15 protein-coding genes are annotated in these 24,114 nt (G+C 73.2%); 8 read left to right on the forward strand and 7 right to left on the reverse strand.

Annotated elements, in window-relative coordinates; translation table 11 throughout:
- The first annotated feature begins 60 nt into the window (after positions 1 to 60).
- Complete coding sequence (locus ABTZ54_RS21665; RefSeq protein ID WP_351665622.1) at positions 61 to 2,082, forward strand: ATP-binding protein; 2,022 nt, start codon at positions 61 to 63, stop codon at positions 2,080 to 2,082.
- A gap of 12 nt (positions 2,083 to 2,094) precedes the next feature.
- Here the strand turns inward: ABTZ54_RS21665 and ABTZ54_RS21670 are convergent, their stop codons facing one another.
- Positions 2,095 to 3,609: an SDR family oxidoreductase gene (locus tag ABTZ54_RS21670; RefSeq protein WP_351665624.1), complete on the reverse strand. Its 1,515-nt coding sequence runs from the start codon at positions 3,607 to 3,609 to the stop codon at positions 2,095 to 2,097.
- 154 nt (positions 3,610 to 3,763) lie between these two features.
- Between ABTZ54_RS21670 and ABTZ54_RS21675 the strand changes: the two genes are divergently transcribed.
- From ABTZ54_RS21675 to ABTZ54_RS21685, 3 genes are all read left to right on the forward strand, one after another.
- Positions 3,764 to 5,248, forward strand: a complete 1,485-nt coding sequence (locus tag ABTZ54_RS21675; protein WP_351665626.1) for an NAD(P)/FAD-dependent oxidoreductase — start codon at positions 3,764 to 3,766, stop codon at positions 5,246 to 5,248.
- 36 nt (positions 5,249 to 5,284) lie between these two features.
- Positions 5,285 to 5,815 carry a hypothetical protein gene (locus ABTZ54_RS21680; protein WP_351665628.1) on the forward strand — a complete coding sequence of 177 codons (531 nt, stop codon included), beginning with the start codon at positions 5,285 to 5,287 and terminating at the stop codon, positions 5,813 to 5,815.
- Between the two features lie 151 nt (positions 5,816 to 5,966).
- Entirely contained in the window at positions 5,967 to 13,313 is a 7,347-nt protein-coding gene (locus ABTZ54_RS21685; RefSeq protein ID WP_351665630.1) for a LamG domain-containing protein, read from the forward strand.
- Between the two features lie 17 nt (positions 13,314 to 13,330).
- Here the strand turns inward: ABTZ54_RS21685 and ABTZ54_RS21690 are convergent, their stop codons facing one another.
- Together ABTZ54_RS21690 and ABTZ54_RS21695 are read right to left on the reverse strand one after the other, a co-directional pair.
- Positions 13,331 to 15,091 carry an endonuclease/exonuclease/phosphatase family protein gene (locus ABTZ54_RS21690; protein ID WP_351665632.1) on the reverse strand — a complete coding sequence of 587 codons (1,761 nt, stop codon included), beginning with the start codon at positions 15,089 to 15,091 and terminating at the stop codon, positions 13,331 to 13,333.
- A gap of 230 nt (positions 15,092 to 15,321) precedes the next feature.
- A complete protein-coding gene (locus ABTZ54_RS21695; protein WP_351665634.1) occupies positions 15,322 to 15,738 on the reverse strand; it encodes a YjbQ family protein in 417 nt (138 codons plus the stop codon).
- A gap of 249 nt (positions 15,739 to 15,987) precedes the next feature.
- On the opposite strand from ABTZ54_RS21695, the gene ABTZ54_RS21700 reads away from it, so the two are divergent.
- A complete protein-coding gene (locus ABTZ54_RS21700; protein ID WP_351665636.1) occupies positions 15,988 to 16,626 on the forward strand; it encodes an ATP-binding cassette domain-containing protein in 639 nt (212 codons plus the stop codon).
- Positions 16,627 to 16,701: 75 nt separating this feature from the next.
- A complete protein-coding gene (locus ABTZ54_RS21705) occupies positions 16,702 to 17,907 on the forward strand; it encodes an LLM class flavin-dependent oxidoreductase (protein WP_351665638.1) in 1,206 nt (401 codons plus the stop codon).
- Positions 17,908 to 17,912: 5 nt separating this feature from the next.
- Here ABTZ54_RS21705 and ABTZ54_RS21710 read toward each other — a convergent pair whose 3' ends face one another.
- Together ABTZ54_RS21710 and ABTZ54_RS21715 are read right to left on the reverse strand one after the other, a co-directional pair.
- The gene (locus ABTZ54_RS21710) at positions 17,913 to 18,887 is read right to left on the reverse strand and encodes an alpha/beta hydrolase (protein WP_351665640.1); all 975 of its coding nucleotides are present in this window, start codon (positions 18,885 to 18,887) and stop codon (positions 17,913 to 17,915) included.
- A 37-nt stretch (positions 18,888 to 18,924) separates the two neighbouring features.
- Complete coding sequence (locus tag ABTZ54_RS21715; protein WP_351665642.1) at positions 18,925 to 19,398, reverse strand: hypothetical protein; 474 nt, start codon at positions 19,396 to 19,398, stop codon at positions 18,925 to 18,927.
- Positions 19,399 to 19,443: 45 nt separating this feature from the next.
- Between ABTZ54_RS21715 and ABTZ54_RS21720 the strand changes: the two genes are divergently transcribed.
- Positions 19,444 to 20,535, forward strand: coding sequence for an NAD(P)-binding domain-containing protein (locus tag ABTZ54_RS21720; protein WP_351665644.1), 1,092 nt, complete (start codon positions 19,444 to 19,446; stop codon positions 20,533 to 20,535).
- Here the strand turns inward: ABTZ54_RS21720 and mltG are convergent.
- Both mltG and ABTZ54_RS21730 read right to left on the reverse strand, forming a co-directional pair.
- Positions 20,501 to 21,364: an endolytic transglycosylase MltG gene (gene mltG, locus ABTZ54_RS21725; RefSeq protein WP_351665646.1), complete on the reverse strand. Its 864-nt coding sequence runs from the start codon at positions 21,362 to 21,364 to the stop codon at positions 20,501 to 20,503. The genes ABTZ54_RS21720 and mltG overlap by 35 nt on opposite strands.
- A gap of 297 nt (positions 21,365 to 21,661) precedes the next feature.
- Positions 21,662 to 23,497 carry an ABC transporter ATP-binding protein gene (locus tag ABTZ54_RS21730; RefSeq protein ID WP_351665648.1) on the reverse strand — a complete coding sequence of 612 codons (1,836 nt, stop codon included), beginning with the start codon at positions 23,495 to 23,497 and terminating at the stop codon, positions 21,662 to 21,664.
- Between the two features lie 116 nt (positions 23,498 to 23,613).
- On the opposite strand from ABTZ54_RS21730, the gene ABTZ54_RS21735 reads away from it, so the two are divergent.
- On the forward strand, positions 23,614 to 24,078 hold the full coding sequence (locus tag ABTZ54_RS21735; RefSeq protein ID WP_351665650.1) for a MarR family winged helix-turn-helix transcriptional regulator: 465 nt from the start codon (positions 23,614 to 23,616) through the stop codon (positions 24,076 to 24,078).
- Positions 24,079 to 24,114: the final 36 nt, after the last annotated feature.

Below are 24,114 nucleotides of genomic sequence, written 5' to 3' on the forward strand. Positions count from 1 at the left end.
CAAGCCATCGGGGACCTGGCCGCCCGCCTGGGCACGAGGCGCCTCGTGACACTGGTGGGCATGGGCGGAATCGGCAAGTCCCGTCTCGCCGCGCGGGTCGCGGAGGTGTACGGCGGGGAGGGAGCGGGGACGGAGGGGAGGGGGACGGGGACGGGTACGGGGACGGAGAGACCGGCTCCGGACGCACTCGGGCCGGACGTACTCGGGCCGGACGCACTCGGCCCGGCCCGACCAGGCCCACCCCCCTCCCCCACCGTCCACTGGGCCCCGCTCTGGTCGCTCACCGCCCCCGGCCTGGTCACCTCCCTCGTCGCCGACGCCTGCGGCCTGTCGGACCATTCGTCCGGCGATCCGGTGGACACCCTGAGCACCTGGATCGGCACCCGCCGCGTCCTGCTGGTCCTGGACTCCTGCGAGCACGTCCTCGACGCGTGCGCCGCACTCGTACGGGCGCTCCTCGCACGCTGCCCCGCGCTCGTGGTGCTCGCGACCAGCCGCGAGCCGCTGGGAGTGGACGGCGAGGAGCTGTTCCCCCTCGGCCCGCTGGATCCCGGCTCCGAGGCGCTGGAGCTCTTCGCCGCGCGCGCGGCGGCCGTGGGGGTCCGGTGGACCCGGCCCGAGGAGCGCGTGGCCGCCGCCGAGGTGTGCCGCTGGCTGGAGGGCGTACCGCTCGCGCTGGAGCTCGCCGCCGCGCGGCTGCGGGAGCGGCCGGTCGTGACGATGGCCCGGCTCCTGCGCGGCCGGCTCGCGCTCGCCGCGGCGCCGGAGAGCCGGGTCCAGCCGTCCCGCCACCGGGTGCTGCGGACCACGATCGGGTGGAGCCACGAGCTGTGCGAGCCGCGTGAACGCCTGTTGTGGGCACGGCTTTCGGTGTTCCGGTCGGGTGCGACGGTGGACGATGTGACGCGGGTCTGCGGTGGCGGTCCGCTGGCCGGCCCGGCGCTGGCGCGGGCGCTCGAAGGGCTGGCCCGCAAGAGCGTCGTCACGCTGTCCGGCGGCCGGGTGCGCATGTACGACACGGTGCGCGAGTACGGGGCGCTGTGGCTGGCGGAGCTGAACGAGACCCGTGCGACGGCCGACCGGCACGCCCAGCGCTTCCACGAACTGGTCCTGGCCGCCGAGGAGTCCTGGTGGGGGCCGGAGCAGGCGGAGACGGCCGCGCGGCTGACCGCCTGCCACGGCGACCTGTGCGCGGCACTGGAACACCTGCTGGCGACCGACCCCCGGAAGGCCGCCGAACTGGCCGGGGCGGTGGGCTTCTTCTGGGCGTGCTCGGGGCATCTGCGGGAGGCGTCGCACTATCTGGAGGAGTGCCTGCGCCTGGTCGTGGGGCCGTCGGCGGTGCTGGCGAGGCTGTGCTGGGCGCTGGGGGTGGTGCGGTGCCTGCGGGGCGAGTACGACACGGCCGCGCGGCTGGCGGGCAGGGCGGACGAGGAGGCGGTACGGGCGGGGGACGCGACGCTGCTCGCGGACGCGGCGTATCTGCGCGGCCTGGTGATGCTGCTGCGCGGCGAGCCCCGGAACGCGCTGGCCGTCGCCGACGGCGCGCTGGCGGGCTCTCGGTGCGGCGCGGCGGCAGGCGCCCGGTGCAGGCTGGTGCGCGTGTTCGCGCTGACGGCCACGGGCTCCCTGCGGCGGGCCCGGGCGGCGGCCGAGTCGCTGCGGGACGACTCGGTCGAGGCGGGAGAGCACTGGACGCGCGCCTACGCCGAGTACCAGCTGGCGGTGCTGGCCCTGCTCGAAGAACGCGCGGCCGACGCCGCCGCACACTCCCGGGCCATGCTGCGCGGCAAACGCCTCATCGGCGACGCCTTCGGCCTCGGCCTGGGCCTCGACCTGCTGGCCGTCGCACTGGCGGCGCAGGAGCGCGGCGAGGAGGCGGCGGTCGCGTACGGGGCGGGCCAGGTCTTCTGGGAGATGGTCGGCCACCCCCAGCGGGGCACCCCGGAGCTGCGCCCCCTGCGGGAGCGGGCCGAGCAGGCGGCGCGCCGGCAGATCGGCGACGGCGCGTACGACAGCGCGTACGGCCTGGCCCGCCTCACGGACCCGTTCACGACACTGGAGTCGATGCTGTCGGGGTGACGGGCGGGCGGGTCACGGGTGACGGGACCCCCCGCCCTCCGTCTCGGCGGTCCGGGCGATGTTCCTGGCCATGCCGCCGAAGACCACGGCGTGGAAGGGGGCCACGCTCCACCAGTACGCGTGCCCCGCGAGGCCGCGGGGATGGAAGAGCGCCCGCTGCCGGTACGAGGTGCGGCCCCGCTCGTCGTGGTCGACGGACATCTCCAGCCAGGCGAGCCCCGGCAGGCGCATCTCGGCCCGGAGGCGGAGCAGGCGGCCCCGGTCGATCTCCTCCACGCGCCAGAAGTCCAGCGCGTCACCGGCCCGGAGCCGCGCGGCGTCCCGGCGTCCCCGGCGCAGCCCCACGCCCCCGGCGAGCCGGTCGGCCCAGCCCCGGACGGCCCAGGCGAGCGGGAACGAGTACCAGCCGTTCTCGCCGCCGACGCCCTCGATGACCCGCCACAGCGCTTCGGGGCTCGCGTCGACGGCGCGCGAGCGCTCGTCGGTGTAGAGGCTGCCGCCCGCCCAGTCGGGGTCGGTCGGCAGGGGGTCGCTCGGGGCGCCGGGCGTGGCGGCGGAGGACCAGCGGGTGGTGACCCGGGCGTCCCGTACCCGGCGGAGGGCGAGCCGCAGCGACTCGTCGAAGGGGAGGGGCGCCCCGGGGCCGTCGGGCACGTACCGCGTGATGTCGTTCTCGGTGGTGACGACCTCGTGCCGGAGCGATTCGGCGAGGGGCCGGGCGAGGGCGGCGGGGACGGGGGTGACGAGCCCGATCCAGTGGCTGGACAGCCGGGGCGTGAGCAGGGGCACGGAGACGATGAGGCGCTTGGGGAGCCCGGCGACCCGCGCGTACCGCAGCATCATGTCGCGGTAGGTGAGCACGTCGGGGCCGCCGATGTCGAAGGTCCGGCTGACGTCCGGGGGCAGGGCGGCGCTGCCGACGAGGTAGCGGAGGACGTCGCGGACGGCGATGGGCTGGACCCGGCTGCCGACCCAGCTGGGCGTGATCATGACGGGCAGCCGTTCGGTCAGGTACCGCAGCATCTCGAAGGAGGCCGATCCGGAGCCGATGACGACGGCGGCCCGCAGGACGACGGTGGGGACGCCCGAGCCGAGCAGGATGCGCCCGACCTCGGTGCGGGAGCGCATGTGGGGCGAGAGCGCGTCGTCGGACACGTCGCGCGGGGCGAGGCCGCCCAGATAGACAAGGCGCCGCAGCCCGGCGTCCCGGGCCTCGGCGGCGAAGGTACGGGCGGCGAGCCGGTCGGTGTCCTCGAAGCGGCTGGTCGAGGTCATCGAGTGGACGAGGTAGTAGCCGACGTCGACGCCGTCGAGCGCGGCCCGCAGGCTCGCGGCGTCGGTGACGTCCCCCCGTACGATCTCCACCCGCCCGGCCCAGGGAAAGTCCCGCAGCTTGTCCGGGTGCCGCGCGAGACACCGCACCCGATACCCCCGCTCGAGCAACTCCGGCACGAGCCGCCCCCCGATGTACCCACTCGCACCGGTGACCAGACAGCGGGCGCCCTCGTGGGCGGTGGAAGTGTCCATGCGCTGATCCGTTTCACCCACAGCCACGGCGTACACGCCCCCGCACCGGTCCTTCCCTCCGACGAGGTCCGGCGGATGCGGCGGCGGTCCGGGTGTGCCACGGCACTCCGAGGGAAGCCTGTGGGGCGATACGTACGAGACCGGAGGGGGCCTTGTGGCGGACGACGTCGATGTGGTGGTCGTGGGCGCGGGGGTGCTCGGCAGGTCGATCGCGTACGCGCTGGTGTGTGCCGAGCCGGGGCTGCGGGTCGTGGTGTCGGGGCAGCGGGGTCCCGGCGCCTCGCGGGCGGCCGGCGCGATGCTCGGTGTGCTGGGCGAGGTGACGGCGGCGGGTGTGCGGACCCGGCACGGTGAACTGCGCCTGGGAATGGCCGTGGAGGCCGCCGCGCGCTGGCCGGCCTGGCGTGAGGGGGTACGGGAACGGGCCGGGGCTGCGGCGCCCGCCGATGGGTACGGGGCGGGGACGTACGTCCTGCTCAACGCGGTCTCCGGGGCGCTCGACGAGTCCGCGCTCCAGGCCATGCGCACGGCGGGCGCCCGCCATGGACTGCCCGTCGAGGACAGCGCCGTGTCGGACATCCCCTCGTACCGGCCGCTGGACAACGACCGGGCGCTGCGGGCCGTGTTCCTGCCCGAGGAGCGCTTCCTGGACGCCCGGCGCTGGCTGCGGACGCTGGACGCGGCGCTCCAGGCGCTGCCGAACGTGCGGCGCGCGGGGACCGGCCGACTGCGCGCACGCGGCGAGGCGTACGAACTCGTCACCCGCAAGGGCACGTTCAGGGCCGGCCGGGTCGTCGTGGCGGCCGGCGCCTGGTCCAGCGCGCTGCTGGACGGCGTCGACCCGGAGCTGCCCGTGCTGCCGGTGGTGACGGCCGAGGGCACGGCGGTCGCCCTCCGCCCGACCGGCCCCACGCCCTCCGTGGTCCTGCGCACCCCCAACCGGGCGTACGCGTGCGGGCTGCACGCCGTCCCGCAGGCCGACGGCACCTGGTATCTGGGCGCTTCCGCCGCACCGGCCCTCCACCCCGGCGACGCGCCCGCCGCGGGCGCCCTGCGCTTCCTCCTCGACGCGGGCCTGGGCCAGCTGCACCACGGCCTGGCCGGCGCCAGGATCGACCGGCTCCACCACGGCAACCGCCCTGTGGGACTGGACGGCCACCCCCTGCTCGGGAACGCGGGGCGCCCCGGTCTGTGGGTCGCCACCGGCACACACCGCGACGGCCTGCACGCCTCCCCGCTGATCGCCCAGGAACTCGCCGCCGAGATCCTGCACGGCACCGCGAGCCCCTGGCTGGCCCCGTGGCGGCCGGCCCGGCCGCCGATCGCCGACTGGACGCCCGCCGACGCCGTCGAGGAGGCGGCCGCCCACCACGCGGCCCTCGCCGCCGAGTCCCGCATGCGCCCGCCCCTGACCGGCGACTGGCCCGGCCTGCTCGCCGACGCCTACCGGCAGCTGATGGAGCAGACGTACGCCCGCATGCCCGACGGCTACGTCCTGCCCCCGGAACTGGCCCCCTTGGGCTACGAACACGGCCCGGCCCTCGCGAAACTCGCGCAGGGCCACCTGGACCGCCTCGGTGACGGTTCATCAGATCGCTGTTCGAGCGTCACTTCTTTGGAGTGGGAACGGTCCGCGTGAGGCATGGAGGGAGCTCTCGCGCGGGACCCTCCAGGCATGACCAAACGATCAAGTTCGGGTGCCCGTTTCCTGCGCGGGGCGCTGGCGGTCGCCGCGCTGGCCGGCGCGCTGACGGTGCCCATGGCCTCCCCCGCGTCCGCCGCGACGGACCCGGGCTGCGGCGGGGAGTGGACCGACTACAACGGCGGCGGTGACCGCCGGATGAAGAGCTGGCTGTGCGTGGAGCACAGTCCGGAGTCGGGCCGGCTGATCCCGCAACTGTGGGCGGAGTGCGGCTGGCAGGCGCTCGGGGGCATCGGCTGGCAGGCGCCGCCGAACGGCTGCCGCGTCTGGGAGCCGAGTACGTACAAGCTCACCAAGCCCGACGGCACCGTCTCCGAGCACGACTTCCCGGCCACCATGGGTTCCGAGAAGTTCGTCAGCAACAGCGAGTGGGAGAGTTCCTGTCAACCGGGCACCTGGAAGCTGTGGTCGTACTACGGCGTCCAGATGAAGGATGTCCTCGGGAACTGGGGCAGCAACGTGGCGGCCACCCACGAGTACTCCTTCACGGTCACCTGCTCCTGAGCGGCGAATCCCGGCCACCCGCCGGAGCGTTCAAGTCGCTTGTATCCCCGGTAACTTCACAACTCCTCCATGACCGGATTCACGCGTGCCAGACTGCCGACGCCCTGTGGGGGCACGGCACGACCAGGCTCGTGTAAGTGGAGGGGGAACAGTGGCATCTCGGGAATCCCTGCTCAAGGTCTACGGGGACCGTGCGTACCGGCACGTCACCATGGCCCGGCATCAGGGCACGACGATCGCCTTCGCGATGGACGCCGCGCGCCGGATCGTCTACTCGGTGCTGGATCTCGCCGGGCCGCCGACCAAGGGGGAGGTGGACGCCGCCTATTGGAGTGACAACCCGGCCGAGCTGGGGTTCCCCCGAGAGCTGGCCGAGGTGGGGTTCGCCGTCGTCGGCGCGACCGCGATGCCGACGGTGAAGCGGGGCGGGGCCGAGGCCGCGGCGGGGGAACTGCCGGCCGACGAGGAGGTCGACCCTCATCTGTCGACCACCGGGCGGCTGACCGCCGACGCCCCGTTCCAGGTCGTCTCGGACGGCACGTATGTCGTGGTGCTGCGCCAGTCGGTCGGCGCGGGCGATCCCGGGGCGGTGTTCAAGCTGGCCGGGGGCGGCTCCTCCGCGGACGCCTCCCGGGCCGATTACGTGCTCGGGGGCGGCGCGAAGGTGCCGCTGGTGCGCGACACCCTGCTGTGCGACCGGTTCCTGCTGGTGGACGGCAAGTTGAAGCCGGTGCTTGAGGCGCGGTTCAAGCGCAGTCGGCACGCCACCCGGCCGGAGTCGGCCAAGGACAGCCTGGGCACCGAGGACATGGAGGGGCGGCCGTTCTACGAGCCGACCCAGGAACTGTCGTTCGTACGGAATCTGACGCAGGGCCGGTTCGCCGCGGTGCTTGTGCCCACCGGGGTCGCCAACGTGCAGCGCTGGCAGCTCTTCGCGCACAACGACGCCACCGGGCGGATCGACGGCTTCAACGTCGAGCAGGGCACCCAGGGCCTGTTCAACACCCAGGGCACCCGCTTCTACACCAGCCCCGAACCGGCGTACCAGGACGCGGTGTTCGAGCGCTCCCCCGGCACCTGTCCGTTCACCGGGCGCGAGCTGGTGCCGGTGGCGGGCGACGGCGGGCACGCCGAGACGGCGCTGCGGCTGGACGGCGCGGGCGCGTACGTCGACCTCGGCGACCCGGCGGCGCTGCGCTTCGGCGGCACGGCGTACTCGGTGGAGGCGTGGGTCAAGCCCGCCGCCCCGGAGGGCCCGCTGCTGGGCCGCGCCGGGGAGTTCCAGCTGGCCCTGGACGCGTCCGGCGCGCTGCGGCTGACGCACGAGGGCGCGCCGGCGGCGCTGGTCGCCACCGACACCCTCGCCGTGGACGTCTACACCCACGTCGCCGCGACCTTCGACGGCACCACGGCGAAGCTGTACGTCAACGGCCGCCCGGCGGCCACCGGACCGCTGCCGTTCACCCCGGGCGCCCGGGTGCCCGTCCTGCTCGGCCGGCGGGACGCGGGCGGCACGCTCAGCCACTTCACCGGCGACGTGGACGAGCTGCGGATCTGGAACCGGGTGCGCTCGGCGGCCGAGCTGGCCGAGGACCTGGGCCACCGGCTGGTCGGCAACGAGCCCGGTCTGACCGCCTACTACCGCTTCGACGAGGGCGCGGGCACCACCGCCTACGACCAGAGCGACGACGCCCTGCACGGCCGGATCGAGGGCGCCGCCCAGTGGACCGGCTCGGACGCCCCGATCGGCGACCACCCGGGCGTGCGGCGCGACAGCTTCGTCCTCAAGGGCCGCACGGTGGTCTCCGGCATGTCGGCGGCGCTCTACCACCAGCAGGAGAACGTGGTCTCCGGCTACCGCGCCGACCCCAAGCCGGCCAAGCGGCAGGCCCGGGTGCTGCTCGCGTTCGCCGCCAAGTACGGGCAGGAGCCGTGCCTGGCCACCCTGGACTTCGCGGTCGGCCGGGACGGGCGGCTCGCCCAGGCGCCGGACGTGCTGGAGCCACAGGTGCTGAAGCGGCCGACCAGGGGCCAGGACTCCGAGCAGATCAGCGACCTGCAGCAGGTCATCAAGCGGCTGGAGCCGGAGATCGCCGCGCTGCCGGCGGAGATCTCCCGGCTGAGCGGCACAGCGGCCCTGCTGCCGCAGCGCCTGGCGGCGCAGAACGCGCTGCAGCCCGCGTACGACGGCTACGAGGCCGCGTACAAAGCCGAGGCGGTGATTCCGGGCGCCTGGCTCTACACCCTGGAGCTCAAGACCCCGCGGGTGATCGACGGCAAGACGGTGCGGTGGGTCTACGGGGATCCCTACCGCGGGGTGAACGCTACCGGCGACGACGGCCCCCGGACATCCTGGGCGCTGGACAGTATCGACCGCCGGAGCGCCGACAGCCTCCCGTTCCGCCTGACCACCACCGACGCCATGGGCTACGGCCTCCTCCTGGCCGCGGGCAACTCCGGTCTGGACTACGGTGCGCTCGGACTCCCCCGCATACCCTTCATCCCTCCGGATGCCCGCGCCGAGGCGTACTACCGGTTCACCCTGATCCGCGAGGGCGACTACGTGCGGATCGTGAACCAGGCCAACGGCATGGCCATCGGCCTGCCCGCCGACAGCAAGACGACCGCGCTGCGCCAGGCGCCCGAGTGCCGCACGGCCGACACGGGGCTGTTCCGGATGACCAAGGTGCGGCTTCAGTGGCCGGTCGACGTCTCCTACTTCGCCGTCAAGGAGAAGATGGACGCCGCGCGCGCCGCGGTCCAGGAGTCCAGCTCGGCGAGCCGGCGGATCGCCGAGCGGCAGCTCGAACTGTCCACCAAGAAGGCCGAACTGTCCGCCGCCCAGGACCAGTTGGCCAGCCTGTCGAGCGCCCTTCAAGGCGACGACGACCTGACCCTGCCGATGCCGCAGCTCGCCGTGGACGCCACCGGCCTGAGCCTGAACGGCGCGCTCCTCGAGTTCGCCCGGGGCAGTGACCGGCCCGCGCTGCTGGACAGCGGCACCGGCAACATCGTGCTGTACTTCCGGGGCTCGGACGACCAGTTCTCCGCCGTCTACTACGACACCGCCGTCATCCGCGGCCTGCAGACGCTGGACGGGGACGGTGGCACGCTCGGCTTCGTCGCCCGCGACCCGGCGCTCCCGCTGGACGGCTGTGTCATCACGGTCTCCGACGGCGACGCGCCCGGCCGCTGCGACCTGACGATCACCGTCGGCGCCGACACCGAGACCTGGCGCTCGCTGCCGCGCAGGGCCGCCCAGTTGGCGGCGGCGCTGGCCGGCGACCCCGGCCGGCCGGTGACGGTCGGCCAGGTCGCCCGGGTGAACGGCGCCGCCGTGGAACTCGCCGAGGGCACCACCGTCGCCCTGCCCGCCAAGGCGCATCTGCAGATCGGCTCGGCCGGCTGCGCGGTGGCCGCCGACACCCCGGTCGGCGCGAAGACCCTGACCCTCACGGCGGAGGCCGCCGCCCTCAAGCCCGGCGACAAGGTGAGCCTGGTCGGCTACGACGGGGGCCGGGCCGTCTCCACCCGCCCCGGGGTGCTGCTCTCCAACGGCTCCCGGCTGGTGGGGCTGAACCCGGGCGAGGTCGAGTTCGTGCCCAACGGCACCGCCAAGCCGGCCATCGCCGGGCGCGGCTGCCGCTGGCGGGCCGAGATGCCCGGCCGGGCCTTCCAGTTCTCCAGTGGCGACCAGTACCTGACGCTACCCGCGGGCAGGCATCCCGGCATCGCTCCGAGCGGCGATCTGACCCTGGAGGCCTGGGTCAACCCGGAGAACGGGCAGGGCCGGGTCCTGCACGCCCGGACGGACGACTCCGGCTACGCGCTCTCGCTCGTCCCGGCCGGACTCCCGGTCAAGCAGTTCACCGGCTCCGAGAAGCTGGTCCTGGCCGACTCGCTCGACCTGGCCGACCGCGACTTCACCATCGAGCTGTGGGCCAAGCGCAACCAGTCCCGGGGCCGCACCGAGCCGCTGCTCACCCACGGCACGCCGAGCGGCGTGCGCGACCAGTCGCTGCACCTGGTGTTCGACCCCGCCGAGACCTTCCGCTTCGGGCTGTACGGCGACGACCTGGCCACCGCCCAGGCCTACCCGGACCTGGAGTGGCACCACTGGGCGGCGGTGTACAAGAACGCCACCCGCGAGCAGATCCTCTACCGCGACGGCGTCGAGGTCGGCCGCCGCACCGCCACCGGCGCGTACACCGGCAACGGGCCGCTGGTGATCGGCTGCCAGCCGTTCAGCGGCGCGTACCTGGACGGCCGGATCGACGAGGTCCGGGTCTTCGGCCGGGCCCGGACCCAGCGGGAGATCGCCGGTGAGCGCGACCGGCGGCTCTCCGGCCGCGAGCCGGGGCTGCTGGGCTACTGGACCTTCGAGGGGCCGGCGAGCCCGCCGTCCCCGATCAAGGGCTACCAGGTGGTGGCCCGGGTCGGCGACCAGGTGGTGAAGTCCGCGGAGCGGTTCCCGTGCAACGAGTGGGCGCACCTGTCCGCCGCCTTCACCCAGTCCTGGGCGCTGCGGATGGACAGGGCGGTCGGCCTGTCGGTCGAGTCGCAGGACGCGCTGGACGTGGTGGAGGACCTCACCATCGAGGCGTTCGTCCGGATCGACCGGGTCGGCAGCGCGATGGGCCTGGTCGCCAAGGGCAGCGCGGTCGACGGCGGCCGGAGCGGCGTCCCGTACCAGTTCGGCGTCCTGGCCGACGGGCGGCTGGAGTTCGCGTTCGCCGAGGCCGACGGCAAGGTCGTCCGTTTCGCCTCGACCCAGGTCCTGACGCCCGGCACCGTGCAGAAGGTGAGCGTGGTGCGCGAGCGCCGCCAGCCCGCGCCCGTGGCATCCGGCAGCACCCAGCCGCCCGCGCCGGACCAGCCCGAGCAGTACGTCCGGTTCTTCATCGGCGGCAGCCTGGTCGGCAACCACCTGTACGCCGGTCCCGGCGCGCAGGCCAACGGCAGCGAGCTGGAGATCGGCCGCGGCCTGACCGGTGTGCTGAGCGAGGTGCGGATCTGGAACACCGCGCGGGCGGTCAACCAGGTCGGCATGCCCGTCACCCCGCGCGAGCGGGGGCTGCTGGCCCGCTGGGCCTTCGACGAGAACGCCGGCAACGTCGCCTACGACCACTCGGGTTCCTTCCCGGCCAAGCTGCGCGGCGCCCGCTGGACCCGCGACCCCGACCCGGCGGCCAGCCCGCTGCGGCTGTACCGCAACGGCGAGCCGCTGGCCGAGAGCCCCGTCACCGCGCAGGACTACGCACCCTGGGGCGAGGCCCAACTCACCCTGGGCGCCCGGCTGGAGGGCGGAAAGCCGGCCGACCCGTTCACCGGAACGCTGGAGGAGGTGCGGATCTGGCGCACCGTCCGGACGGCGGAGCAGATCTCCGACAACCTGTTCTCCCGGCTGCGCGGCGACAAGCAGCATCTGCTCGGCTACTGGCCGTTCGACCGCGACTCCACCGAGCCCGGCACCACCTCGGTGCGGGACGAGGGCCTGCGCGGCAACAGCCTGGACTTCTCCGCCAAGCGGCCCAGGATCCTGCTCTCCACCGCCCCCATCTCCACCGACACCGCCCAGGTGCGCTCGGCCCTCGCCGATGTCCGCACCCCCTTCCACGACGCCATCTCCGGCGCCCCCGGGGCGAGCGAGTACGCCGATCTCCAGTACGACGCCAAGGGCGAGGCGCTGGGTGTGCTCAAGCGCTGCTACGGCTTCGTCCGGGACGGCCGCTGGCACCTGGTCACCGGCTACAAGGTCGGCGACCTGACCACCGAGTGGGTCGGCCAGGCCCAGTTCGACCCGCAGCTGATCGGCTACGTCGAGGGCGCCCCGCCGGTGCCCTCGGAGAACCTCACGGACGAGTCCGGCGACCACGCCGGGGCCTCCTCCGTCGAGTTCACCGAGGCGGAGGAGGTGGTGCAGAGCCTGTCCTCCAGCAAGACCCAGAGCACGGACACGGCCTTCAACCTCTCCTTCGGCCTGGAGACCGAGGCCGACACCATGACCATCACCGCCCCGCTCGGCATCGGCACCGCCATCCCGCTGGCCGAGGGGCAGTTCAAGCTGGCCGCCACCACCAGCCTGGAGTTCTCCAACACCTGGAGCTCGGACACCCAGGTCAGCCAGGGCACCGGCACGACCCGGAAGACCCGGCTGGCGCTGACCGGCCACCCCGAGGACCCGACCAAGCTGGTCAACCCGGCCATCGGCCGCCGTTACGTGCCCGCCAACACCGGCATGGCACTGGTGCAGTCCCAGACCGCCGACGTCTTCGCGCTGCGCCTGGCGCACACCGGCGCCCTGATCGCCTACCGGATGCTGCCCAACCCGGACATCCCGCTGGACTGGAACATCATCCACTTCCCGATCAACCCCCGCTACACCAAGCAGGGCACCCTGGACGGCGCGGTCGGCTTCGACGAGCGGGGCAAGGTCACCGACCCGGACTACCCGACCGCCACCGCGTACGGCGAGTACAGCTACTTCAAGCCGAGGGACGCCTACGCGCTCAAGCGGCGCATCACCCGCGACCAGCAGCGGCTCCAGGCCTACTACCAGTCGATCTCCACCGAGACCGGCCACCGGAGCACCGACGACCCGGCCGAGGCCCAGGCCCGCACGGTGCTGCGCGGCATGGGCATGGACGTCGCGCCACGGGACGACAGCCGCCCCGGCGGCCCGAACGCGACGGCCGGCGGCTTCTCCCACCGGGACCTGGTCAACACCTACGTCTGGACGGCACAGGGCGGCTTCTTCGCCGAGACCACCGAGGCGACCGACGCCGTCACCGAGACCACCACCGGGTCGTACAGCTTCAACGGCATGTACGGCGGCGCCATGGACCTGACCTTCGGCGCCTTCGGGCTCGGCTGGGGGATCCACCTGGACGCCGCCCGGGGCGGCGGCTTCAGCACCACCCGGGCCAAGGGCAAGGAGGCCTCCCGCTCCTTCGGCCTCGACGTGCAGTGCGCGCCCTCGGGTGACCTGCAGCGCCGGGACGCCGACGGCAAGCAGGTCTACGACGCGGCGGGCCGCCCGGTGCTGGTGCCGGGCAAGGTGGACGCCTACCGCTTCCTCACCTTCTACCTCGGCGAGACCAGCGCCAACTTCGACGACTTCTACCGCAAGGTCGTCGACCCGATCTGGCTCCAGGGCAGCGGCGCCCCCGACGCCGCCGCCCTGCGACAGGCCCGGCAGAGCACGGCCAAGCCCCCGTGCTGGCGGGTCCTGCACCGGGTCACGTACGTCAGCCGGGTCCTGCCCCCGATCCCGCCGCCCGGGGCGCCGCCGCTGGAGCAGGCGATGCGGGCCGAGGACATCGACAGCAACTACGAGCTGATCCGACGCCTCGACCCGTACGTCCGCCCGGCCGCCACCAGCACCGGCGCCCTGTCCGCCGCGACCCGCCAGGTCCTCGCGACCCAACTACCGGAACTCCTGCCGCACGCGGTCGAGATCATCGACTATCTCGGCCGGTACTACGGCATCGACGACTGAGACCTAGGAGGACGCCCTCAGAAGAGCCGGTCGTTCTGGGGGAAGCTGAAGCCGCTGCGGTCGGCGTCGGCGAGCGTCGAGGGCGGGTTGGGGAACGGGCCGGCGGCGTCACCGGTACCTCGGTAGAGGAAGAGGTCCTTGCTGAGGTTGGTGGTGCTGTGCGGCTTGACCCCCAGGAGGTCGAACCGGCCCGCCTGGTCGCCGTCGACGTTGCCGGGGGCGAGGAGCGTGGTGAAGGCGTTCCAACCGGATCCGACCTTCACCGCGCCGTCGAGCGTCCCGTCGGCCTTGCCGGCGAAGCGGTGCAGCTCGCCGCCCGGTGTCCGGGCGAGGAGGTCCGGGCGGCCGTCACCGGTGAGGTCACCGGGGGCCAGGACCGTGTCGTACACCGAGTTGTTGCTCCCGAAGCCGTAGGAGAGGTCGACGGTGGCACCGAGACTGCCGTTGGTTCGGGTGGTCATACGGGAGAGGGTCCCGTCGTCCAGCCGTACGACGAGATCGGGGTTGCCGTCGCCGTCCATGTCGGGGCTCACCGCCAGCTGGTTGACGGCTCCGAAGGCCTGGCCGACCTCGACGGGGGCGCGGGTGAACAGTCCGGTGGCGTCTCCCGGGTAGAACCGCAGGACGCCGTTGTTGTCGAGGGCGTAGAGGTCCTCGTCACCGTCCTTGTCGACGTCCCCGGCCCGGGCGATGAGCCTGGTGTTCTTCCAGCCGAAGCCGATCTTGCACTCGTCGGAGGCGATCTTGCCGTCACTGCGGCCGAAGTGGCGCCACAGGTCGCCGTTGGCGTCCACCCGCAGCAGGTCGGCGTAGGCGTCCGCCGGGTTGTTGCAGTGCTTGAAGGTCGCCGCGCCGCGGTACGGCAGGTGGTCGGAGACGCCCACGCGGCTCGGGTCGGGCGCGTCGACCGTGGCGGCCACGTTCTTGAAGTGGGACTCGTCCACGAAGACGTAGTCCAGCTTGCCGAGCGTGGAGTGCGTCTTCTCCCCGGACCGGCAGTCCGCCACGTTGGGCACCCCGTTCGCGTCCTTGCACAGCGCGTCGAAGTGCTGGACGTCCGTCTCGTCCGTCTCGATCCACCGCTGGCCGGGCATGGCGACCCGTTCGGCCTCGTAGAACGCGTCGAGGTCCCCGGAGTAGGGCCGTCCGCCCACACCGGTGCGGTTGACCGGGTTGAAGTCACCCCCCAGCACCGTGGGGGTACCGGCGAGCAGCCACGGGTCGAGCGACAGGTTGTACGCCTGCGTCTGCGTGAGGTAGGGGTCGGCGGGCCCGTTGGGCCACAGATGGACGGAGCAGGCACGGGTCTTGATGGTCTGGACCTCGGCCTCGACGCATGCGGCGTACCACTGCTCCGGCGCGGTGGCGGCCGTGACGTCGCCGTACGGACCCTTGGAGGGGTTGAGCGTCACCCTGCTGGTGACGGGGCCCTTGGCGAAGACCGCGATGCCGTAGTCCCCGGTCGCCTCGGTCGTGCCGGTGGTGGTCGGGTCGTCCATCGGGCACAGGTCCGTGCGCGCGCTCAGCGTCGTCACGAAGTAACCGGCGCTGTACCCCGCGCCCGTCAAGCTCTTGTTGATCGCGTTGTACTGCTGGCGGCACACCTCCTGGAGGAAGACCAGGTCGGCCTTCCACTCCAGCGCCTGCGCCACGACCTCGGCCCGCCGAGGCTCCACCTGCCGGGGGCTGGTGCAGTTGCTCGCTGTGCTGTTCCCACAGATGTTGTACGTCAGGAACCGCACCATCGGCGCCGAAGTCGGCGTCGGCGCATCGGCCACGGCCGCGGGCGACACCCCTCCCAGAACCGCCAGCAACGCCAGCAAAACGGCGAACACCCTACGTCTGAACACGGCGAACCTCTCCCCACCCGACCCGCCGGACAAGCACCACCACCGGTCCCCCGGCCGCTCCCGAAACGGGCATCCATCAAGATCCGCAGACCCTACCTCCCGCCCGGGGGCGGGTGGTCGGTATTAAACGGGGCGGGGTCGTCGCAGGCGGGCGCCGATCAGCCCAGGAAGCTCAGCCGGACCTGGCGGACGGGGTTGTCCTTGTTGGTGTCCACCAGGCAGACGGACTGCCAGGTGCCCAGTTCCAGGCGGCCGCCGAGCACCGGGAGCGTGGCGTGCGGTGGGATCAGGGCGGGGAGGACGTGGTCGCGGCCGTGGCCCGGGGAGCCGTGGCGGTGTTGCCAGCGGTCGTCGGCGGGGAGGAGGTGGTGGAGGGCGGACAGGAGGTCGTCGTCGCTGCCCGAGCCGGTCTCCAGGATGGCGAGGCCCGCGGTGGCGTGCGGGACGAAGAGGTTGAGGAGGCCGTCGGCGCCCTGGGCGGTGCGGGCGAGGAAGTCCTCGCAGTGGCGGGTGAGGTCGGTGACGGTCTCCGTGGAGCCGGTGGTGAGGCTGAGGACCGTGGTGGTGAAGGGCATGGGGTCATCCTGCCGTTCGCGGGACCGGAACGCGCGTCCACGCTCCGAGACACCGTTGACCGGACGCGGAACACCTCGCTACGTTCGCGCCATGTTGCGTACAGCCCTGCTCACCACGCGCGGTCACATCGACCTGCTGCGGGTGGCCTCTGCCGCGTGTCGTCGCGGCCGCTGACGCCTTCTTCTCTCATCCTCATCCGGGTCTCTTTCTCCTGGTTCTCCTGACGAGGTTTCCGAAAGGCTGCCGCCATGGCGAGCGAGCTTCACCGTGCCGTGACCGTCCGGGGTCTGACCCGCTCCTACGGCGGGCGAGCCGTTCTCGACGGGCTCGATCTGAGCCTGGGGGCCGGGCAGTTCACCGTCCTGCTGGGGCGGCGTGGCTGTGGCAAGTCGACGCTGGTGCGGGTGCTCGCCGGGATCGACCGGGAGGTCAGCGGCACCGTGCTGGTGCCGCGCCGCCGGGCCGTCGTGTTCCCGGCGGCGCGCCTGACGCCGTGGCGGCGGATGTGGCGCAACGCGAGTGAGACTCAACGCGTCGCACTGGCGCAGGCGTTGGCACGGGACCCCGATCTGCTGCTGCTCGACGAGCCGTTCGGAGGGCTGGACGCGGCGGACCGGCTCGCGGCCTGGCGTCTGGTCGGCGAGTCGTGGCGGCGGCGCGGCCGCACGGTGCTTCTGGTCGGCGATGACGTCGACGAGGCGTTGCTGCTCGCCGACCGGGTGCTCGTGATGCGGGACGGGGTCGTCGTGTACGACGCGCCGGTCGGCCCCGACCGGCCGCGCTCCCCCGCCGACCCGGGGTTCGCCGCGCTGCGCGCCCGCCTGCTCGCCGAGCTCGGTGCCGACGAGGACGTACCCGTGCCGCTGGTCGCCTCGTCGGCCCGGTGAACGCCGCTCCCGCTTCCACATGAACCCGCCGCCGTCGGCCTCCCCGGCGCGCGGCCACCGAAAGGGCAGCTCCCGATGACCGTCCATCTCCACTGGTTCCTGCCGACCGGCGGCGACGGCCGCACCCTCGTCGACCGGCATGTGTACGGCGACGGCGGCATCGGCCGCACGCGCGCGGCGAGCGGGGTGCGGGCCCCGGACATCGAGTATCTGGCGCAGATCGCCAAGGCGGCCGAACGGCTGGGCTTCGAGGCGGTCCTCACGCCGACCGGCACCTGGTGCGAGGACGCCTGGCTGACCACCATCGCGCTCGCCCAGCACACCGAACGGCTCAAGTTCCTGGTGGCGTTCCGGCCGGGGGTCGTCTCCCCCGTGCTCGCGGCCCAGATGGCGGCCACGTACCAGCGGATCACCCGTGGCCGGCTGCTGCTCAACGTGGTGACCGGCGGCGACTCGGCCGAGCAGCGGCGCTACGGCGACTTCCTCGGCCACGACCGGCGCTACGAGCGGACCGCCGAGTTCCTGCGCGTGGTGCGCGGGGTGTGGAGCGGACGGCCGTACGACTTCGAGGGCGCCCACTACCAGGTGGCGGGCGGCCTGACGGCGCTGCCGCCGGACCCGCTGCCGGAGATCTTCTTCGGCGGTTCCTCGGCGGCGGCCGGTCCGGTCGCCGCCGAGCACGCGGACGTCTATCTGACCTGGGGCGAGCCGCCCTGGCAGGTGAAGGAGAAGATCGACTGGATCCGGCGGCTCGCGGAGGAGCGGGGCCGCGAGGTGCGATTCGGCATCCGGCTGCACTCCATCTCCCGCGACTCCGCGCGGGAGGCGTGGGCGACGGCCGACCGGCTGCTCGCCGATCTGGACCCGGAGTCGGTGGCCACCGCCCAGGCGGCGCTGGGCCGCAGTGAGTCCGTGGGCCAGCAGCGGATGCTCGCGCTGCACGGCGGCGGCACCCTCGACCGGGACCGGCTGGAGATCGCGCCGAACCTCTGGGCGGGCGTGGGGCTCGTCCGGGGCGGGGCCGGGACGGCGCTGGTGGGCAGCCACAGGGACGTGGCCGACCGGATCGAGGAGTACCACGACCTGGGCGTGGAGCACTTCGTGCTCTCGGGCTATCCGCATCTGGAGGAGGCGTACTGGTTCGGGGAGGGCGTGACCCCGGAACTGGCGGCGCGCGGCCTGCTGCCGGGGACCTCGGACTCGCCCCCACCGACGCTCCAGGCCTCACCCCTGCCGACGACCCCCGCCTCACCCCTGCCGGTGCCCGGCGCCGGGCGCTAGCGCGTTCAGGCGGCGTTCCTCGTCACGAAGTCCGCGACCGCGTCCTCCATCTGCCGCAGCCCGGGTTCTTCGAGTGGGTAGTGGCCCGCGTTATCGAGCATGACGGTGTCGACGGGGACCCGGGTGATCCGGGAGAGGACCGGCACGCTGAGGTGGTGTGGGGTCCAGCGGTCCTCGGCGGGCTGGGTCAGGAGGACGGGGCAGGCGTCGAAGTCGGGCGGTTCGACGGCCGGGGTGTACGTGGCGTAGCTGTCGAGGAAGCGGACGCTGACCCGGTTGGCGGCGGAGGTGCGGTCCCGCATCAGCACCTTCATGGCGTCCGGGTCGTTGGCGAGGGCGGACATCTTGGACGCGAGGCTCATCGGGTACGTCGCGCGGGCGGCCGGGGTCTTCGCGAGGAGGCCCATGAGGGGGATTCCGGCGCGGGAGGTGAGCTTGTCGTGGGAGGTCTCGTCGCGAACCCGCTGGTCGCGCTGGTCGAGGAAGGTCATGCCGACGATGCCGCGCAGGGTGCCGCGGGGGGCCTTGGCGGCGACGTGGTAGGTGAGCATGCCGCCGGCGCTCAGTCCGTACAGGACGATCGGGCGGTCGTCACGGGACTGTTCGAAGGCGAGGAAGTCCACGACGAGGTCGACCCAGTCGTCGTAGGAGGGCGTGGTTCCGGGCTTCACCCGGGTGAGGCCGTAGCCGAGGTTGTCCAGGGCGACGGTCTCGAAGCCGCGCCGGGCGAGCGGGACGCCGAGAACGAGGGACATCTGGCGCCCGTTGGTGCCGACGCCGTGGTGGAGGACGACCTTGGCCTTCGCCTCGGGGGCGCGGTACCGGTCTAGGTGGACGCGGTGGCCGCGCCAGTCCCAGTACTCCTCCTCGGGCGCGGTGGCGTCGGTGAGGCGCAGCCGCTCGGGAAGGAACTGCTGGAGCTCGCGCCAGGCCCGCTGGTCGCGGTAGTACGTGGGGGTGGGGGCGGTGGTCCTGTTCATGGGGGGCGCCTTTCGGCCGGGTCCGACCCCTGGGGGGTCAGGTGGGGGTGGGAGCGGAGCGGGTGAGCGCCCCGCGGGTGATCATCGGCACGCCGGCGGCGAGTTCCGCGCGTACGGCGTCGGGGTCGCGCAGGTCGTCCTCCAGGCCCCGGGTGAAGGTGAGCAGGACGGCGGCGGCCTGCCGCGCGCTGTCCGGTGCGAGCTCGGCCAGGGCCGAGGTGAGGAGAACGGCCAGGCCGTCGGTGTAGGTGGTGACCAGGTCGGGTGCCTGGGCAGTGGCGGCCGAAAGCAGTTCCTGGGCGTGCGCCGGGCTGTCCCGCCAGAGCCGGAGGGCGACCTCCAGCTTCACCGTGAGCACGGCGAGGACCTTCTCCTCGGGCGCGCCGGCGGCCTCGGCGGCGGCCACCGCATCGGCGGCGGCCCGCTCCAGCAGCGACCGGACGACCTTGACGATCGCCTCCTCCTTGCTCCCGACGTACTTGTAGACCGTCGGGCGGTGTGGTTTGTACATTTCGCCGCCGGGAAGATCCCCGCACCGCCCACGGTTAGTGGAATCGTGAACGATTTCGGGGTACGCGCAGTGGACGTGGTCGTCGTCGGTGCCGGGCAGGCCGGGCTCTCCGCCGCCTATCACCTGCGGCGTACCGGGCTTGAACCCGAGCGGGACTTCGTGGTCCTCGACCACGCCCCGCGCCCGGGCGGCGCCTGGCAGTTCCGGTGGCCCTCCCTCACGTACGGCAAGGTGCACGGCATGCACGCGCTGCCGGGCAAGGAGCTGACCGGGGCCGACCCGGCGCGGCCGTCCTCCGAGGTGATCGGCGGCTACTTCGCCGACTACGAGGAGGCCTTCGACCTGCGGGTGCACCGCCCGGTCGAGGTGTCGGCGGTCCGTGAGGGCGAGGGCGGGCGGCTGCGGGTCGAGACCTCCGAGGGCGTGTACGCCGCCCGCGCCCTGATCAACGCCACCGGCACCTGGGACCGTCCCTTCTGGCCCCGGTACCAGGGGCAGGAGACCTTCCGGGGCCGCCAGTTGCACACCGCCCAGTACCCCGGGCCCGAGGCCTTCGCGGGCAAGCGGGTCGTCGTGGTCGGCGGGGGCGCCTCGGGCACGCAGCACCTGATGGAGATCGCCGAGGTGGCCGCGGCGACCACGTGGGTCACCCGGCGCGAGCCCGTCTACCGCGAAGGCCCGTTCGGCGAGGTCGAGGGCCGCGCGGCGGTCGCGCTCGTGGAGGACAGGGTGCGGCGCGGACTGCCCCCGCAGAGCGTCGTGTCGGTCACCGGCCTCCCCCTGAACGACGCCGTCCGCGCCGCCCGTGCGAGCGGCGTCCTGGACCGGCTGCCCATGTTCGACCGGATCACCCCGACCGGCGTGGCCTGGGACGACGGGCGGACGGTCGAGGCGGACGTGATCCTGTGGGCGACCGGCTTCCGGGCCGCGATCGACCACCTGGCACCGCTGCGGCTGCGCGAGCCGGGCGGCGGCATCGCGGTCGAGGGCACGAGGGCGGTACGCGACGAGCGCGTCCATCTGGTCGGCTACGGCCCCTCGGCCTCGACCATCGGCGCCAACCGCGCCGGGCGGGCGGCCGTCGCCGAGATCGGCCGGCTCCTCAGGCGCGCCCCGCAGCCCGCCGCTGCTCGTTGAACTCGGCCACGTTCGCCTGGTGTTCGGGGTAGCTCGCGGTGAAGCGGGTGTCGCCCGGCTTGACGGTCACGAAGTAGAGCCAGTCGCCGTCGGCCGGGTCGATCGCCGCCGCCATCGCCGCGTCGCCCGGGTTCCCGATGGGCGACGGGGGCAGCCCCCGGCGCTCGTAGGTGTTGTACGGGCTGTCGATACGGGTGTCCTGGTGGGTGGTGTCCACGGTGTCGCGCCCCAGGGCGTAGTTGATCGTGGAGTCCATCTGGAGGGCCATGCCCTGGCCGAGCCGGTTGTAGACGACGCGCGCCACCTTGGCCATGTCCCCGGCGCTGTCGGCCTCGGCCTGCACGATGCTCGCGATGATCACGGTCTGGTGGACGCTCATGCCGTGCCGCCGGGCGCCCTCGGTGATCCGCTCGCCACCGAAGCGCTTGCCCGCCGTGTCGACCATGTAGCGGAGCAGCCCCTGCGGGGTCGTGGCCTTCACCACCGGGTAGGTCGCGGGGAAGAGATAGCCCTCCGGGTTGCCGGCGGCCGCGGCCGGCAGCGCGAGGCCGGTGGCCCGCGCCCGTGCGGTGCCCCGGGTGGTGCCCTCCGGCAGGCCGAGCGAGCGGTCGACGGCCGCGTACACCTCTCCGGCCCGCCAGCCCTCCGGGATGAGCAGGGTGCGCGGCTTCTCGGGCGCGGGCCGCTCGTCCCCGCCGAGCAGCAGCAGGGGGACGGTGACCGCGGCGGTGACGGCGAGGACGGCACCCAGGAGCAGCGCGAGGCGGCCGCGCCGGGTCAGCCGGGTGCGGCGGCGACGGCGCTCGGGCTGCCAGGACCGGTACGTCATGGGCGCACGCTAACCCGGTGCGCCCGCGAATCCGGGGAGCGCCGGACACGCGGCGGCGCCGCCGGTCCCCTGGGACGGGGGTCCGACGGCGCCGCTTTCCTGCCGGGCGTGAGGGTCAGACGAGCCAGCCCAGGAAGTGGAGGACGCCGGCGAGCAGGTTGGTGATGACGTTCATGGTGGTGCTTCTCCTCGTACAGAGCTTTCTGTGGGACTGCGCGGTCGCGGTCTGCAGCCCGTCGTTCGCGCTCGGTAATCATCCGACGCCGTACGGGAGTTGGGCAATGAAAACCGGCACGATCACACGTTCTGGGGAACAACCGCTCCCACGTTCGTGTGTTCGTCACGGCGCACCAGTGCCGCGTACCGCCCGTCCCGGTCGAGGAGCTCCTGATGGGTGCCGCGCTCGGCGATCCGTCCGGCTTCGAGGACCACGATCTGGTCGGCGTCGCGGACGGTGGAAAGCCGGTGGGCGATGGTGATCGTGGTGCGCCCCGCCGAGAGCGCGTCGATGGCCCGCTGGACCGCGTGCTCGGTACGGGTGTCGAGGGCGCTGGTCGCCTCGTCGAGGATGAGCACGGGCGGGTCGCGCAGGATGGTGCGGGCGATGGCCAGGCGCTGCTTCTCGCCGCCGGAGAAGCGGTAGCCGCGCTCGCCGACGAGGGTGTCGTAGCCGTCGGGCAGCGAGGCGATGTGGTCGTGGATCTGGGCGGCGCGCGCGGCGGCCTCGATCTCCTCGTCGGTGGCGTCGGGCTTGGCGAAGCGCAGGTTGTCCGCGACGGAGGCGTGGAAGAGGTAGGTCTCCTGGGAGACGACCCCGACGGCCCCCGCGAGGGTGTCGAAGCCGAGGTCGCGCACGTCGGTGCCGTCGAGGAGGACGCGGCCCTCGGTGACGTCGTACAGCCGGGGCACCAGATAGCTGAGGGTGGACTTGCCGGATCCGGTGGGGCCGACCACGGCGAGGCTGCCGCCGGCGGGGACGGTGAGGTCGATGCCGTCGAGGGTGGGGCGGCCCTCGCCCTCGGGGTCGTAACGGAAGCCGACCTTCTCGAAGACGACCTCGCCGGAGATCCGCGCCGGGCGCACAGGCTCGGCGGGCTCGGTGATCTCCACGGGCAGGTCGAGGTACTCGAAGATGCGCTGGAAGAGGGCGAGCGAGGTCTGGATCTGCACACCGGTCGACAGCAGGCTCACGGCGGGCCGGAACAGGCCCTGCTGGAGGGAGACGAAGGCGACGAGCGTGCCGAGGGAGACGGCGGGGCCGCCGGCCTGGAGGGCGAGGCCCGCGGCCCAGTAGATCAGCGCGGGCATGGCGGCCATGACGATGCCGATGGTGGACATCCGCCACCGTCCGGCCATGGAGGAGCGCACTTCGAGGTCGACGAGGCGCTCGGACTCCTCGGCGAAGGACTTCGTCAGCGAGTCGGCGCGGCCCATGGTGCGGCCGAGCAGGATGCCGCTGACGGAGAGCGACTCGGTGACGGTCGCCGCCATGGCGGCCATCTGCTTCTGCCGCTGTGTGGTGATGCGCTTGCGCTCGCGCCCGACCCGGCGGCTGATCCAGACGAAGACCGGCAGCAGGAGCAGGGAGACGAGGGTGAGCCGCCAGTCCAGCGCCAGCATGGCGACGACGGTGGCGACGACGGCGGTGAGGTTGGAGACGAGGGAGGTGGCGGTCGAGGTGACCGTCGCCTGCATGCCGCCGATGTCGTTGGCTATCCGGGACTGGACCTCGCCGGTGCGGGTGCGCGTGAAGAAGGCCAGCGGCATCCGCTGGAGCTGGGCGTAGACCGCGGTGCGCAGGTCGTGCATGACGCGCTGGCCCACGGTGGTGGAGATCAGGGTCTGGAGCACGCCGAAGACCCCGGAGGTCACCGCGGTCACGATCATGCCGAGGGCGAGCAGGCTGAGCAGCCCGGTGCGCCCCTGGGGGATCGCGGTGTCCAGGATCTCCTTCAGGAGGAAGGGCGAGGCGATGGAGACGAGGGACGACGCGCCGACCAGCAGGCCGACGACGGCGAGACGGCCCCGGTAGGGGCGGAAGAGCCGCAGGATGCGCCGCAGTTGCGCGGGCTCCTCGGGGCGGCCGGATTCACGGGAGGGAGGCGTCCAGGTGGACTCGTCGTGCGGATGCATGGGCTCCTACGAGGATTCGAAGACACAGCCGAGGACACGGCTGACAAGTACAGGATCGGAGCATAGCTCATTGTTACCTATACTCACAATGACTTTAGTCCTGATAGCATTCCCTCATGGCGAGCCTCCCCACCCCCGATCGCGCCCCCGACCCCGACGGCCTCCTCGCGGAGCAGTTGCTGCGTCTGACCCGCCGGCTCCAGCGCGCCCACAAGGGGTACATGGAGCCGGTCGGCATCACGCCCGCCCAGTTCCGGCTGCTGCGGACGGTCGCGCACTACGAGGAGCCGCCCCGGATGGCGGATCTCGCGGCCCGGCTCGAAGTGGTCCCCAGGGCCGTGACCAGCCTCGTCGACGGCCTGGAGGCGGCCGGGCGGGTGCGCAGGGTGCCCGATCCGAGCAATCGCCGGGTGGTGCGGATCGAGCTCACCGAGACCGGCCGCGACACGCTGAGGGAGTTGCGCAGCGCGCGCCGCGCGGCCGCAGAGGAGATGCTGGCCCCACTGACCGTCGAACAGCGCGAGGTGCTCGGAGGTCTGCTGTCCGCCCTGGTCGACCGCGCTCCGGGGCGAGCCTGCTGAGACCGGGGCACGGCCTCGCCGGAGGGGAGCCCTGGC

Origin of the sequence: Streptomyces sp. NPDC094032 (genome assembly GCF_040303965.1) — a bacterium.
In the GTDB taxonomy this organism is placed as follows: Bacteria; Actinomycetota; Actinomycetes; order Streptomycetales; family Streptomycetaceae; genus Streptomyces.

Bases quoted from the DNA above. Each gene is read 5' to 3' on its own strand.
- ABTZ54_RS21715 (WP_351665642.1), bottom strand. From the start codon at position 19,398: ATGTACAAACCACACCGCCCGACGGTCTACAAGTACGTCGGGAGCAAG.
- ABTZ54_RS21670 (WP_351665624.1), bottom strand. From the start codon at position 3,609: ATGGACACTTCCACCGCCCACGAGGGCGCCCGCTGTCTGGTCACCGGT.
- ABTZ54_RS21710 (WP_351665640.1), bottom strand. From the start codon at position 18,887: ATGAACAGGACCACCGCCCCCACCCCCACGTACTACCGCGACCAGCGG.
- mltG (WP_351665646.1), bottom strand. From the start codon at position 21,364: ATGACGTACCGGTCCTGGCAGCCCGAGCGCCGTCGCCGCCGCACCCGG.
- ABTZ54_RS21695 (WP_351665634.1), bottom strand. From the start codon at position 15,738: ATGCCCTTCACCACCACGGTCCTCAGCCTCACCACCGGCTCCACGGAG.
- ABTZ54_RS21700 (WP_351665636.1), top strand. From the start codon at position 15,988: ATGGCGAGCGAGCTTCACCGTGCCGTGACCGTCCGGGGTCTGACCCGC.
- ABTZ54_RS21705 (WP_351665638.1), top strand. From the start codon at position 16,702: ATGACCGTCCATCTCCACTGGTTCCTGCCGACCGGCGGCGACGGCCGC.
- ABTZ54_RS21665 (WP_351665622.1), top strand. From the start codon at position 61: ATGGGCGGAATCGGCAAGTCCCGTCTCGCCGCGCGGGTCGCGGAGGTG.
- ABTZ54_RS21735 (WP_351665650.1), top strand. From the start codon at position 23,614: ATGGCGAGCCTCCCCACCCCCGATCGCGCCCCCGACCCCGACGGCCTC.
- ABTZ54_RS21680 (WP_351665628.1), top strand. From the start codon at position 5,285: ATGACCAAACGATCAAGTTCGGGTGCCCGTTTCCTGCGCGGGGCGCTG.
- ABTZ54_RS21730 (WP_351665648.1), bottom strand. From the start codon at position 23,497: ATGCATCCGCACGACGAGTCCACCTGGACGCCTCCCTCCCGTGAATCC.